Annotated in this window: 10 protein-coding genes; 8 read left to right on the top strand and 2 right to left on the bottom strand. The window is 76.3% G+C overall.

Going from position 1 to position 13,905, the window contains the following annotated elements:
• The first annotated feature begins 12 nt into the window (after window positions 1-12).
• Window positions 13-1,176, top strand: a complete 1,164-nt coding sequence (locus ACIQR3_RS29850; RefSeq protein ID WP_403543750.1) for an exonuclease SbcCD subunit D — start codon at window positions 13-15, stop codon at window positions 1,174-1,176.
• Window positions 1,173-4,163, top strand: a complete 2,991-nt coding sequence (locus ACIQR3_RS29845; protein WP_403543749.1) for an AAA family ATPase — start codon at window positions 1,173-1,175, stop codon at window positions 4,161-4,163. Before ACIQR3_RS29850 ends, ACIQR3_RS29845 begins: the two co-directional genes overlap by 4 nt.
• Window positions 4,164-4,175: 12 nt before the next feature.
• On the opposite strand, the gene ACIQR3_RS29840 is transcribed toward ACIQR3_RS29845, so the two are convergent.
• Window positions 4,176-4,622, bottom strand: a complete 447-nt coding sequence (locus tag ACIQR3_RS29840) for an Lrp/AsnC family transcriptional regulator (protein ID WP_403543748.1) — start codon at window positions 4,620-4,622, stop codon at window positions 4,176-4,178.
• A gap of 122 nt (window positions 4,623-4,744) precedes the next feature.
• Here ACIQR3_RS29840 and ACIQR3_RS29835 point away from each other — a divergent pair, with 122 nt between their 5' ends.
• A complete protein-coding gene (locus tag ACIQR3_RS29835) occupies window positions 4,745-5,221 on the top strand; it encodes a rhodanese-like domain-containing protein (protein ID WP_403543747.1) in 477 nt (158 codons plus the stop codon).
• A 21-nt stretch (window positions 5,222-5,242) separates the two neighbouring features.
• Window positions 5,243-5,767 (top strand): immunity 21 family protein, encoded by a 525-nt coding sequence (locus ACIQR3_RS29830; protein ID WP_403543746.1) that lies wholly within the window; start codon window positions 5,243-5,245, stop codon window positions 5,765-5,767.
• A 214-nt stretch (window positions 5,768-5,981) separates the two neighbouring features.
• Here the strand turns inward: ACIQR3_RS29830 and ACIQR3_RS29825 are convergent, their stop codons facing one another.
• Entirely contained in the window at window positions 5,982-7,670 is a 1,689-nt protein-coding gene (locus ACIQR3_RS29825; protein WP_403543745.1) for a DUF885 domain-containing protein, read from the bottom strand.
• Window positions 7,671-7,823: 153 nt separating this feature from the next.
• Here ACIQR3_RS29825 and ACIQR3_RS29820 point away from each other — a divergent pair, with 153 nt between their 5' ends.
• The 4 genes from ACIQR3_RS29820 to ACIQR3_RS29805 all read left to right on the top strand — a co-directional run bounded on the left by ACIQR3_RS29820 (window position 7,824) and on the right by ACIQR3_RS29805 (window position 13,904).
• Window positions 7,824-8,147 (top strand): CU044_2847 family protein, encoded by a 324-nt coding sequence (locus ACIQR3_RS29820; RefSeq protein ID WP_251074622.1) that lies wholly within the window; start codon window positions 7,824-7,826, stop codon window positions 8,145-8,147.
• 122 nt (window positions 8,148-8,269) lie between these two features.
• On the top strand, window positions 8,270-10,102 hold the full coding sequence (locus ACIQR3_RS29815; RefSeq protein ID WP_403543744.1) for a trypsin-like peptidase domain-containing protein: 1,833 nt from the start codon (window positions 8,270-8,272) through the stop codon (window positions 10,100-10,102).
• Complete coding sequence (locus tag ACIQR3_RS29810) at window positions 10,099-11,103, top strand: MoxR family ATPase (RefSeq protein WP_251074624.1); 1,005 nt, start codon at window positions 10,099-10,101, stop codon at window positions 11,101-11,103. Before ACIQR3_RS29815 ends, ACIQR3_RS29810 begins: the two co-directional genes overlap by 4 nt.
• Window positions 11,103-13,904, top strand: a complete 2,802-nt coding sequence (locus tag ACIQR3_RS29805) for an SAV_2336 N-terminal domain-related protein (RefSeq protein WP_403543743.1) — start codon at window positions 11,103-11,105, stop codon at window positions 13,902-13,904. The genes ACIQR3_RS29810 and ACIQR3_RS29805 overlap by 1 nt, the downstream gene beginning before the upstream one ends.
• Window position 13,905: the final 1 nt, after the last annotated feature.

The following is a 13,905-nucleotide window of genomic DNA, read 5'->3' as shown; positions in this document are numbered from 1 at the left end:
CAGGGTCATTTCATGAGATTGCTGCACACGTCCGACTGGCACCTGGGCCGGGCGTTCCACCGGGTGAACATGCTCGGTGCCCAGGCCGCCTTCATCGGTCACCTCGTCGACACCGTGCGTGAGCACGCCGTGGACGCCGTGGTCGTGTCGGGAGACGTGTACGACCGGGCGGTGCCGCCGCTCGCCGCGGTCGAGCTGTTCGACGACGCCCTGCACCGCCTCGCCGACCTCGGCGTCCCCACGGTGATGATCTCCGGCAACCACGACTCCGCCCGGCGCCTGGGCGTGGGCGCGGGGCTGATCGGCCGGGCCGGTGTCCATCTGCGGACCGACCCGGCCGCGTGCGGTACGCCGGTGCTGCTGGCGGACGCCGCCGGGCCGGTGGCCTTCTACGGGCTGCCCTATCTCGAACCGGCCCTGGTGAAGGACGAGTTCGGGGTGGACCGGGCCGGGCACGAGGCCGTGCTCGCCGCCGCCATGGACCGGGTCCGCGCCGATCTCGCGGGCCGGCCGCCCGGCACCCGGTCCGTCGTCCTCGCGCACGCCTTCGTCACCGGCGGCCGGCCCAGCGACAGCGAACGGGACATCACCGTCGGCGGCGTCGCCGCCGTGCCCGCCGGGGTCTTCGACGGCGTCGACTACGTGGCCCTCGGCCACCTGCACGGCTGCCAGACCCTCACCGAGCGGGTCCGCTACTCCGGCTCCCCGCTGCCGTACTCCTTCTCGGAGGCGACGCACCGCAAGAGCATGTGGCTGGTCGACCTGGACGCCGACGGCACGGTCAGCGCCGAGCGGCTCGACTGCCCGGTGCCGCGTCCGCTGGCCCGGCTGCGCGGCACCCTGGAGGAGCTGCTCGCCGACCCGGGGCTGACCGAGCACGAGGAGGCGTGGGTCGAGGCCACGCTCACCGACCCGGTGCGGCCCGCCGACCCCATGGCCCGGCTCACCGAGCGCTTCCCGCACACCCTCACCCTCGTCTTCGACCCCGAACGGCCACCGGACGACCCCGGCGTCTCCTACGCGCGGCGGCTGGCCGGACGCGACGACCAGGAGGTCGCCGAGGACTTCGTCGCCCATGTGCGCGGCGCCGGACCCGACGCCCGGGAACGGGCCGTCCTGCGGGACGCGTTCGACGCCGTCCGCGCGGACGCGACGGCGGGGGAGGCGGCGCGGTGAGGCTGCACCGGCTGGACATCACCGCGTTCGGTCCCTTCGGCACCGTGCAGAGCGTCGACTTCGACGCGCTGTCCGGGGCCGGACTGTTCCTGCTGCACGGACCCACCGGCGCGGGCAAGACCTCCGTCCTGGACGCCGTGTGCTACGCCCTGTACGGCTCGGTCCCGGGTGCCCGGCAGAGCGGCCAGGGCATGGGCCTGCGCAGCGACCACGCCGACCCCGGCACCCGTACCGAGGTCCGCCTCGACCTCACCGTCGCCGGCCGCCGCCTGGAGATCACCCGGCAGCCGCCCTGGGAGCGGCCCAAGAAGCGCGGCGCCGGGACCACCGTCGACAAGGCGCAGAGCTGGCTGCGGGAGTACGACGCGGCGGCCGGGACCTGGAAGGACCTCAGCCGCTCCCACCAGGAGATCGGTGAGGAGATCACCCAGCTGCTCGGCATGAGCCGGGAGCAGTTCTGCCAGGTCGTGCTGTTGCCCCAGGGCGACTTCGCGCGGTTCCTGCGCGCCGACGCCGAGGCGCGCGGCAAGCTGCTCGGCCGTCTCTTCGACACCCAGCGGTTCGCCGAGGTCGAGAAGCGCCTCGCCGAGCGGCGCCGCACCACCGAGGCCCGGGTGCGGGACGGGGACAGCGCGCTGCTCGCCGACGCGCACCGCATGCAGCAGGCCGCCGGCGACGCCATGGAACTGCCCGAGGCGGCTCCGGGGGAGCCGGGGCTCGCCGAGGCCGTCCTCGGCGCCGCCGCCGTCGCCCGCGCCACCGCCCGGGAACAGCTGGCCGTCGCCCGCTGCCGCCTCACCGCCGCCGAGTCCGCCCAGGCCGCCGCCGCACGGGACCTCGCCGACGTACGCGAACGCGACCGGCTGCAGCGCCGGTTCGCCGAGGCGCGGGCGCGGGCGGCGCGGCTGGCCGAGCGGGCCGACGCGCACCGCGAGGCGCGGGCCCGGATGGAGCGGGCCCGCAAGGCGGAGGCGGTGGCCCCCGCCCTGGAGCTGCGGGACGCCGCCGACGCCGAGTACCGGCGGGCGCGGCAGACCGAGGTGCGCGCGCGTGCCCTGCTGCCGGACACCCACGCCGAGTCCGGCGCGGCCGGGCTGGCCGCCGCCGCCCGCCGCGCCGCCGGGGAACTGGGCCGGCTGGAGTCGGCCCGCCGCGCCGAGCAGCGGCTGCACTCCCTCACCGCGGAACGCGCGGAGCTGGACCGCGACGAGCGCGCCGACGACGACCTCCTCGCGGAGGCGGAGAGCTGGCTCGCGGGCTGGGACGCCACCCGCGAGACACTCCGGACCGCCGTCGAGACCGCCCAGGAGGCCGCCGCCCGCGCCGAGCAGCTCGCCGAGCGGCGCGACCCCGCCCGGCGCCGGCTGAGCGCCGCCCGGCAGCGCGACCAGCTCGCCGGTGACACCGACGACGCCCGGCGCGCCGCCCTCACCGCCGCCGAACGCGCCACCGCGGCCCGCGCCCACTGGCTCGACCTGAAGGAACAGCGCCTCGACGGCATCGCCGCCGAACTCGCCGCCCACCTCACCGACGGCGCCCCCTGCGCCGTCTGCGGCGCCACCGAGCACCCCGCCCCCGCCCGCAAGGACGCCGGACACGTCGACCGGGCCGCCGAGGAACGCGCCCTCGCCGCCTACCAGCGGGCCGAGGAGGAGCGCACCGAGGCCGAGCGGCGCCTGGGCACCGTACGGGAGGCGCTCGCCGCCGCCACCGCCGAGGCGGGCGACGCCCCCACCGAGCGGCTGGCCGAGGAGGCCGACGCCCTCGAACGGGAGTACGCGCAGGCCCGGGCCGCCGCCTCCGCGCTGCACGCCGCGCAGGAGGAACTGCGCCGCGCGGAGGGGGAACGCGAGCAGCGGATCACCGCGCAGCGCGAGGCCGCCGTCCGCGGCGCCGCCCGCGTCGGCCGCCGGGAGCGCCTGGAGCGCGAACGGGCGGTACTGGAGGAGGAGGTGGCCCGGGTCCGCGGCACCGCCGACAGCGTGGCCGCGCGCGCCGCCCACTGGGAGCGGCAGGCCGCCCTCCTCACCGACGCAGCCGACGCCGCCCGGGCCGCCGAGGACTCCGCGCAGCGGCTGAAGGATGCCGACGCACGCCTCGCCGACGCGGCCTTCCGCGCCGGATTCGACACCCCGGCCGCCGCGGCCGGCGCCCTGCTCGACGACGCCGCCCACCGGGAACTGCAACGGCGGCTCGACGCCTGGCAGGACGAGGAGGCCGCCGTACGGGCGGTGCTCGCCGAACAGGACACGGCCGCCGCCGCGCACCTGCCGCCCGCCGACGTCACCGCGGCCGAGGCGGCGGCCGAGGCGGCGGCCCGGCGGCTGCGGGAGGCGGCCTCCGCGCGGGACGCCGCCGCCCGGCGCTGCGTCGAACTCGACCGGCTCTCCGCGCGGGCCACCGACGCCGCCCGCCGGCTGGCCCCGCTGCGCGAGGAGTACGAGCGGGTCGCCCGGCTCTCCGCCCTGACCGCGGGCACCTCCGCGGACAACGGACGCCGGATGCGCCTGGAGGCGTACGTCCTGGCGGCCCGCCTGGAGCAGGTCGCCGCCGCCGCGACCGTACGGCTGCGGCGCATGTCCTCCGGGCGCTACACCCTCGTCCACTCCGACGACCGCGCCGGACGCGGACGCAGCGGCCTCGGACTGCACGTCGTCGACGCCTGGACGGGCCGGGAGCGGGACACGGCGACGCTGTCGGGCGGCGAGACCTTCTTCGCCTCCCTCGCCCTCGCGCTCGGCCTCGCCGACGTCGTCACCGACGAGACCGGCGGGGTCCGTCTCGACACCCTCTTCATCGACGAGGGCTTCGGCAGCCTCGACGACCAGACCCTCGACGAGGTCCTGGACGTACTGGACGCGCTGCGCGAACGGGACCGCAGCGTCGGCATCGTCAGCCATGTCGCCGACCTCAGACGGCGCGTCCACGCCCAGCTGGAGGTCGTCAAGGGGCGGACGGGGTCCGTGCTGCGGCAGCGGGACGGCTGACGGGCGGCGCGGTCAGCGGCCCACCGGGCGCCGGGGGAGGGGCGAGGAGTAGACGACGCTGGTGGTGACCGAGCCGAGCGAGCCGATCCGCCCCGACACCTCCTCCAAGTGCCGCATCGAACGGGCGGCGACCTTGATGACGAAGCAGTCGTCGCCCGTGACGTGGTGCGCCTCCAGGATCTCGGGAGTGGCGGCGACCAGGTCGTGGAACGGCTTGTAGTTGCCGTGCGGGTAGCGCAGCCGGACGAAGGCCAGGATCGGCAGGCCCAGCCGTTCGGGGTCGACGACGGCCGCGTACCCCTGGATGACCCCCGCCTCCTCCATGCGGCGCACCCGCTCGGTCACCGCGCTCGCGGACATGGACACGGCACGGGCCAGCTCGGCGAAACCGGTCCGGCCCTCCCGCTGGAGGACGTCGAGGATGCGCCAGTCGGTGGCGTCCGGGGAATACACGGTCATCCCGGAGGAATAGCAGGGGATTCCCCGGCCGGGCAAGCCGGACGCCGGGGATCGTGCCTTCTGGACGCGGCCTCGCGACCGTAGATTTCCGGCCAGGAACCCAATCGAGAAGAGGCCGGATCATGACCGTCACCCCCGCCGTCCCGCGTACCGCCCCCGCCCCCGCCCCGCCCGCCGAGGCCGCAGCCTACTTCCGCGCGCGCCTCGCCTTCCACACCGACGTGGCCGACGTGGGCGCCGCGCTCGCGGCCGGCGGCGATCCGGGGTTCGCCGTCGTCGACTCCCGGTCCACCGCCGCCTGGGACCAGGGCCACCTGCCGGGCGCCGTCCACCTGCCGACCGCGCTGGTCCCCGACCAGGCCGCCCGGCTCCTCGACCGGGACGTACCGGTGGTCACCTACTGCTGGGGGCCCGGCTGCGACGGCGCCACCCGCTCCGCCCTCGCCCTCGCCGAACTCGGCTACCGGGTCAAGGAGATGCTCGGCGGCTTCGAGTACTGGGTGCGCGAGGGCCTCGCGTACGAGACCTGGCGGGGCACCGAACGCCGGGCCGCCGACGGGCTGACCGTTCCCACCGACGCGGCGGACTGCGGCTGTTGAGGGACGTGTAGGTTCTGCCGCATGGTGCGATACGCGGAGCCGGGCACGGCGGGGACGGTGGACTGGGTCGAGTCGGGCGGCGGACCGCTCATAGCGGTACCGGAGACGGTCCTGCCGTTCTGGGCCGGAGCCGACGGCGAGGAGACCGCCTCCGACTACGACCGGGCCTGCGAGGTCGACGGCCAGGCCGGGCTCCTCCCGGTCGGTGACGCGGCGGCGCTGGTCCTCGGCGACGAACCCGCCGCGACCGCGTTCCTCCCCGAGCACGGCACCTTCGTCCGCTGGTACGCGGGCGACGACGAACGCGACCTCCTGGCGAGCGTGCCCGCCGCGCTCCGCACCGCCGAATGGGGCCCCGAGACGGTCTGGCGGGTCCCCGGCCCGGTGGTGCTGTTCGACGCGGCCTGGCCGGGCGGCGCCTGCGAGGGCACCGACCACGTCCGCATCCCCCTGGAACCCGGCCGCTACACCGTCCGCACGGCCCACGCCCAGCCCGGCCCGGAGACCTGGCTCGGGCTGGTGCGGCTGAGCCCGCTGCCGGACTGACCGGCCCGGGCGAACACGGTCGCCCCCGGCCCCGTCGCCACCGGCCGTCCGACCGGCGACGCCTACGACGCCGCCGCCGCCCGCTTCCCCGCCGGACGCCGGGCGATGCCCGACGCCCCGGCCCGACGGGGGGCTCCCTCCCCGGCTCGGACGGAGTCGAGAGCCGGGACAGGGGCAGCGGGCAGGTCGTCGACCCGCGCCGAACGGAACGGACCTACAGCCCGGCCAGTTCGTCCACCAGGTCGTCCAGGCCCAGCGAGCCCTGCGACAGCGCGGCCATGTGCCACGCCTTCAGGTCGAAGGCGGCACCGTGCCGCTCGCGCGCCTTCTCCCGGCCCAGCAGCCAGGCCCGCTCCCCGAGCTTGTAACCGATCGCCTGGCCCGGGATCGACAGGTACCGGGTCAGCTCGCTCTCCACGTAGTCCGCGGGCCGGCTGCTGTGCGCCCCGAAGAACTCCTGCGCCAGCTCCGGCGTCCACCGCTCACCCGGGTGGAACGGCGAGTCCGCGGGGATCTCCAGCTCCAGGTGCATGCCGATGTCGACGATGACCCGGGCCGCCCGCATCATCTGCGCGTCCAGGTACCCGAGCCGTGTCTCGGCGTCGGTGAGGAAACCCAGCTCGTCCATCAGCCGCTCCGCGTACAGCGCCCAGCCCTCGGCGTTGGCGCTGACCATGCCCACCGACGCCTGGTAGCGGGAGAGGTCGCCCGCCACGTGCGCCCACTGCGCGAGCTGGAGATGGTGACCGGGAACGCCCTCGTGGTACCAGGTGGAGACCAGGTCGTACACCGGGAAGCGGGTCTGTCCCATCGTCGGCAGCCAGGTGCGGCCCGGCCGGGAGAAGTCCAGCGACGGCTCGGTGTAGTACGGCGCCGCCGCGCTGCCCGGCGGGGCGATGCACGACTCCACCTTCCGTACCCGCTCGGCGAGTTCGAAGTGGGTGCCGTCCAGCGACTCGATCGCCTGGTCCATCAGGCCCTGCAGCCAGTCGCGGACCTCGTCGACGCCCTCGATGTGCCGGCCGTGCTCGTCGAGGTGGGCCAGCGCCACCCACGGCGTCGCGGCGCCCGGCAGGATCTTCTCCGCCTCCCGCCGCATCTCGCCCAGCAGCCGGTGGTACTCGGCCCAGCCGTACGCGTACGCCTCGTCCAGGTCCAGGTCGGTGCCGTTGTAGTAGCGCGACCAGCGGGCGTAGCGCTCGCGGCCCACCGTGTCCGGGGCGCCGTCGATCGCCGGCGCGTACACGTCGCGCATCCAGTCCCGCAGCTCCACCACGGCCGCGGTCGCGCCCCGGGCCGCCTCGTCCAGCTCCGCGCGCAGCGCCTCGGGCCCGGCGGACGCGAAGTCCTCGAACCAGCCCCGGCCCTCACCGGTGTCCGCCCACTCGCCGAGCTGCCCGACGAAGGTGGCGGTCGGCCGCGGCGCCGCGAACAGCTTGCGCTCCAGGCCCAGGGCGAGCGACGCGCGGTAGCCGGCCAGCGCCCCGGGCACCGCGCGCAGCCGCTCGGCGATCCGCGCCCAGTCCTCCTCCGTGTCGGCCGGCGTGACGGTGAACACCTCCCGCACGCTGTGCGCGGACGTACCCATGTTGCCGACCGCGCGCAGCCCCTCGTCGGCCTCGTGCACGGCCAGTTCGGCGGTCAGCCGCTCGCGCAGCAGCCGGGCGCAGCGACGCTCCACGTCACTGTCCCCGCCGGGCCGCCGCTCCGCCTCGTCGAGCCGGGCGAGCGTGGCCCGCGCCAGTTCGGCGAGGGCCTCCTGCCCGGCGGGCGAGAGGTCGGGCAGGCGGCCGGAGCTCTCCGGTACGCCCAGATACGTACCGGTGACCGGGTCGAGGGCGATGAGTTCGTCGACGTAGGCGTCGGCGACCTCGCGGGGCAGCGGGCTCTTGGTCTCTGACATGCGGACATCCTCGTACGGATGCCGGTGCCGCGTCAGCCCGATGTACCAGGCCGGGCCGCCGCCGGAAGCCCTGCGCCCGCGTGCCGCCCGACGCTATGGTGTGAGGAGCGACGGACGACGCCTCGTGCGTGGTCGGGTGCGGACGGGGGGACGATGCGACAGCTGGTGGAAGTGCGACTGCCGGACGGCGACGTGGTCTGGGCCCACGTCGAACCGCCGTCGGGACCACAGGACTCGGGTCTCCTCGACAGCGGCGTACAGGCGCTGCGGGGCTTCGACCACACCCTGCGGTCGGTGGCCGCCAACGTCCGCCGGGCCGTCGCGGACGCGGCCCCGGACGGGGTGAGCGTGGAGTTCGGAGTCGAACTGGCGGTGGGCAGGGAGGGCCTGGTGGCCGCCCTCGCCGGTACCAGCGGCAAGGCGGCGGTCAAGGTGACCCTGACCTGGGACGGCGGGCCGCAGGCGCCCGGGACCTGAGCATGACGACGGTCACGCCGCCCGGACCCGGCCAGGGCGGCGGTCAGATCCGTCCGGACCGGAGAACAGGGATGGCGGCTGCGGGACAACTGACCCACTGGGCACAGAAATGCCTGGTCAGAGTGGACGGTCGGAGACCGGGCAGCGGCTTCTTCGCCGCCCCCGGCTACGTCGTCACCTGCGCGCACGTGGCCGGCTCGGAGGCCGGAGCCGCCGTCAAGGTGCACTGGGGCACGACCGAACTGGCCGGCAAGGTCGTCGCCGCCTCCCCGCCCCCCGCACGGGGCGGCCTGTGGCCCTACCCTGACCTGGCGATCGTCCGGCTGACGGATCCGCCGGCCGGTCACCCCTGTGCCTGGCTGGCCGACCGGTACCCGCTCGGCGGCAGTCCGCTGACGGCGGTCGGGTACTCCGACACCTACCGGACCGTGGCCGAGCCGCTCACCTCCGCCTTCGCCTACCAGGGCGACCAGACGCTCGACGGCGGGCGGATGCTGCGGCTGAAACAGGACGAGGTCACCGGCGGCATGTCGGGAGGACCGGTCCTCGACCTGGACGCCGGCGGGGTCTGCGCGGTGGTCAAGGCCACCCGCTTCCCCGACACCGACATGGGGGGCCTGGCGACCCCCGTCGGCGCGCTGCGCCTGCTGGAACCGGCGGCCTACCGCGCCCTGATCCGCGCGCACGACCTGTTCCACGCCCGGGACCGCCGCTGGCCCGCCGGCCCGCCGTCGCAGGCCGCCGCGGACTGGCCGGCCGGCCTTCCCCGACGGACCCAGTGCCACCTGTTCGGCATGCTCGCCTCCTCGCCCGCACCCGCCCCCGAGGACCTGACCGCCGGTTTCCACCGGGCCGCCGGCCGCTTCGCCGCCGCCCCCGACCTGCCCCTGCACGAACACCGGGACGTGGTGACCGAGTTGGCGGCGCTGGTCGCCCAGGGGCCGGTACCCCGGGCCGTGCGGTACGTGGCGGACCTCGGCCGCGCGTACACCGGCGACCTCGGCGTTCGCCTGCGCACCTGGACCGAGCTGCTGAGCGGAGTGCTCGCGTTCGACCCCGAGGACCTGGCCGAGCCGGACGAGCCGCACCCGTCGGCCCCGGCCGTACGGCGGTCGGTCATGGTCCGGGTGCGGCCCTCCGCCGTCGACCGGGACCGCTACCACCTGGCGATGTGGCGCTACGAGGGCCCGGACGCGGTCTTCCCGGCCGTCCCGGAGACCGACGCCCTGCCGCTCCAGGAGGCGCTCGACCTGGCGCGCACCCGGGTCCCCGGGGAACTCGCCCGGCTCGGACGCACCGGTGACGACAAGGCGCTGGTGGAGTTCATCGTCCCCCAGGCACTCCTGGAGGAGGAGTACGACGGGTGGCGGCCGTGGCCCCGCCGCGCCTGGTCGCGCCTGGGCCGCAAGCATCCCGTGATCGTGCGGGACCTGGAGCGGTTCGAGGACGAGGAACTGCATCCCCCGTGGCGCCGGAGATGGAGCCGCCTCACCGGCCGCACCCCGGAGCCGACCCTGGCGTGCAACGGGCACCGGGGGGACCACGAGGTGCTCGAAGGCTGGCTGGAGAGCCGCCCCGACCTCGCCGCCCTGGTGCTGGCCGGCTCGATCCGCCTGGCGCCCTCCACGGCGGCCCTGGAGGTGGCGCTGTCCTGCGGAGTGCCCGTGGTGCTGTGGCAGCGCTCCCGGGAGGACGACTGCGCCGGCGCCCCGCCCGACCCGTCCTCCTGCTTCGGGTGCCGTGCGCGGGAGCACTGCCCGTCGGCGCAGGGCTTCGCCGAACTGCGCCGGGCCCTCGGGCAGGCCCGGCCGGACCAGTGGCCCGACCGGATCCGGCAGCTGCGCAACGAGGCGGTGGCCGGCGAGGCCGACGAGCAGCACGCCCAGGACCTGGTCCTGCTGTGGGACGACCCCGGACGGCAGCTTCCCGACGCACCCCTGCGCTACGCGAAATGAGGTCAGGCTCGGTGAACGACTGGATGATCTACCGGGGCGGCGAGGAGCCCCACGAGGGCGTGGCACGGCTGCCGGAACCCCCGCCCTGGCGTGCCTTCTACGACGACGAGCCGACCCCCTTCGACCGGGACGCCGACCACGGCCTGTCCCGGCGCTGGCCGCTGCGGGCCGCCGCCTACCGGCCCGACGAGCAGACGCTGGAGATGGTGAACACCGCCCTCTACCTGCGCCGTCCCCTGCTCGTCACCGGCGACCCGGGGGTGGGCAAGTCGAGCCTGGCCTACGCGGTCGCCCGTGAACTGCGCCTCGGCTCCGTCCTGCGCTGGCCGATCACCAGCCGCAGCACACTGAAGGACGGCCTGTACCGGTACGACGCGATCGGCCGTCTGGAAGAGGTCAACAGCGGCGCGGAGCCGGCCCCGGACCGCATCGGCCAGTACCTGCGGCTCGGCCCGCTCGGCACCGCCCTGGCCCCCTACGAACTCCCCCGGGTGCTGCTGGTCGACGAGATCGACAAGGGCGACCTCGACCTCCCCAACGACCTGCTGGACGTCTTCGAGGAGGGCACCTACGAGATCCCCGAACTCGCGCGCCTCGCCGACGTCGTCGACACCGTCGGCGTACGGCCCGCGGACGACGGTGCCCGGGTGCGGGTCACCGGCGGCCGGGTCCGCTGCCGGGCCTTCCCGTTCACCGTCCTCACCAGCAACGGGGAACGGGACTTCCCGCCCGCCTTCCTGCGCCGCTGCGTACGCCTGCACCTTCCCGCACCCGACGAGGAGCGGCTGCGCGCCATCGTCCACGCCCACCTGGGACCGGACGCGGCCGGCCACGCGGAGGCCCTCATCGCGCGCTTCCTCGACCGGCGCGGCACGGGCGAACTCGCCACCGACCAGCTCCTCCAGGCCGTCTACCTCGCCCGGCACGCGGCCGGTGCCACCGACGCCGGCCGCGAGCACGTCGCGGACCTGGTGCTGCAGTACCTCAACCGGGCCCACTGATGAGCGTCGGGCGGTTCCGGTCGGTCCTGACCTCGCTGGGCCTCGAACCCACGCCCCGGGAGCTGGCCGAGATCCTGTGGCTGGCGGCCCAGCTGCCCCCCGGCGCGGCCCCCGCCGCCGCGCCGGGGGACACCCGGCAGCCGCCCGAGCACCGCACCGGCGCCCCGCCCGGGCCGGAGACGGAGGACGGAACGGCCCCGGAGGCCCCGCCACGCGTCCCCGTCCACACGGCGACGGTGCCCGGCACCGCCCCGGCACCGGACGCCCCGGCCGGCCGCCCGGTACGGCTGGCGGTCGGCTCGCCCGTGCCCGAGCTGCCCCTGCTGCGTACCCTGCGGCCGCTCAAACGCCTGGTGCCCTCACGCGCCTTCAGCGAACTGGACGAGGAGGCGACCGCCGAGCGCGGCGCCCGCCACTTCGCCGCCCGCGGCCGGGGCGGCCTGGTCCCCGTGGTGCGGCCGGCGCAGGAACGCTGGCTGGACGTCGTCCTGGTCGTGGACAGCCACGAGACCAGCCGGATGCTGTGGGCCCCCCTCACCGACGACGTGCACCGGCTCCTCGTCCGGTCGGGGGCCTTCCGCCAGGTGCGCGTACGGTACCTGCACCTCGGGCCCGACGGGCCGCTCGGCGTGAGCACCGAACCCGGCGCCGGGGAGGGGCCGTTGCGCGGCACGTCCGAACTCCGCGACCCCTCGGGCCGGCGCCTCGTGCTCGTCCTCACCGACGCGGTGGCTCCCGGCTGGGGCCACCCCCGCGTGCACGAGGCGGTCCGGCAGTGGGCCGCCGCCGGTCCGGTCGCGGTTCTCCAGGCCCTTCCGGAGCGGCTGTGGCCGCAGACGTCCCTGCCCACCGTCCCGGCCACCCTCCGCCGCCCGGAACGCTCCGCGGCCAACGCCGACCTGGTCTACACCGGACACCGCCGCCGCACCCGGGTCCTGCCGCCCGGCAGCACCCCCGTCCCCGTCCTGGAACTGGCCCCCCGGTGGTTCGCACCATGGGCCCGGCTGGTGGCGGGGGCGGGCGACGGCGGGGCCGATGCCGCCGTCCTGCTCCTGGGCGAAGCCGTCCGCGCGGGCCGCGCCCCCGACTCCCGGCCGCCGGGGCAGCGGCTCCGGGACTTCCAGGCCGTGGCGACGCCCGCGGCGTTCCGGCTGCTGACCTGCCTGGCGGCGGTGCCGCTGACCGTGTCCGTCATGCGTGTCGTCCAGGCCGCGATGCTGCCGGGCAGCGCTCCCTCGCTCCTGGCGGAGGTCCTCTTCAGCGGTCTCCTCGTGCCGAGCGGGCCGGACCGGGACGGGCCCGTCGAGGAGCGGCCCTACGACTTCCTCCCCGGGCTGCGCGCCGAACTCCTGGCGGGGCTGCGCGCGCACGAGGTGGACACCGTCCTGCGGGAGACCTCGGGCCTGCTCGAACGCAGTGCCGCCGGCGCGCCGGGCCGGGTCACCGGCCTGGTCCCGGACGCGCGGGGCCGCGCGGGCCTGCCGGAGGACGGCCTGCCCTGGGCCCGGCTCCGCGCGGACGCCCTCGCCCGCGCGGGACTGTCCGGCCCCGCCGTGCCCCGCGGCCCGTCCCGCCCCCGTCCCGCTCACCGTCCGGACCCGTCCGCCCCGTCCGCCCCGGCCTCCCCGTCCGCCCCGGCCGTCCCCTCGGGCCGTCGGCTGTTCGGCCCCTACCGGCTGGGCCAGTACCTCACCTCGGCGGACTTCTCCGAGGTCTTCCTCGGCCTGGACGACCACGGGCGCGACGCGGCCGTGAAGATCCCGCCGACCGACTCCGACAGACGGCAGCTGGACCTCTTCCGGGAACTGGTGGAGACCGAGGCCGAGGCGCTGCGGCGGATGGCGGGCACGTACGCGCCGCGGCTGCTCGGCGCCGGCCCCCGCGCGGACGAGCCGTGGCTCGCCATGGAACTGGTCCGGTCGGTGTCGGGACACGCGGCCCTGAACCTCAACCACCGCCCCTGGGCCGAGAACGGACGTCCCGACGACCCGGTCGCCCTGCTGTACCTCGTCCGCCGGCTGGCCGAGGCGCTGGACCGGGCGCACTCCCGCGGCCTCGTGCACGGCAACCTCTCGCCCCACGCCGTCCTCCTGGTGCCCGACAGCGTGGTCCTCATCAGCTGGATGTACGCACAGTACGACGGCGTGCCCCACCCCTACGCCCGGTACCGGCCGCCGCGCGAGCGGTTCCTGCCGCCCGAGGGGTATTCCAGCAGACGGCCCCTCGACGCGTCCTTCGACATCTACGGCCTGGGCGCCATCGTCGCCCACGAACTGCCCCGCCGCCGGCGCACACCGCCCGGCGGCGCCGTCCCGGGACCGGGCGACCCGGAGCTGCGCCGGGTCCTGGGCCGGCTCCTCGACCGCTGCATGGCCGAGCAGCCGGGCCTGCGCCCCACCGCGGTCGAACTGCTGGAGGAGATCGGCTCGCTGGGCCTCGGGACCGAGCGCCGCGGCCCGGTCCCCGGGGACGAGGGGCCGGGGCGCCCCGGCCGCGCCGGACAGCCGCCGGAGGCCGACAGGGAGCGGCGGGTGCCGTGGGCAGTGCCGCAGGGAAGCCACGCCCCTGCCCAGGGCCCCTTCGACAGCCCGGCCGCCCGCACCGAAGCGGCCCTGGACCACTGGAACGCGGGACGCCGCACGGTGGCGATCACCCTCCTCCAGGCGCTGGTGACCGATCTCTCGCGGGAACGGGGCCCCGACCACCCCGCCACCCGCACCGCGGCGGACCTGCTGCGCTCATGGCGGGAGCGGGAGCGGGAGCGCAGGCCGTGGTGGCGCCGGTGGCTGCCGGGCGGCTGAG

The organism is Streptomyces sp. NPDC090994, assembly GCF_044768905.1.
Taxonomy (GTDB): domain Bacteria; phylum Actinomycetota; class Actinomycetes; order Streptomycetales; family Streptomycetaceae; genus Streptomyces.
Note: the sequence above shows the minus strand (reverse complement) of the source record. Positions and strands in the feature narration are given on the sequence as shown.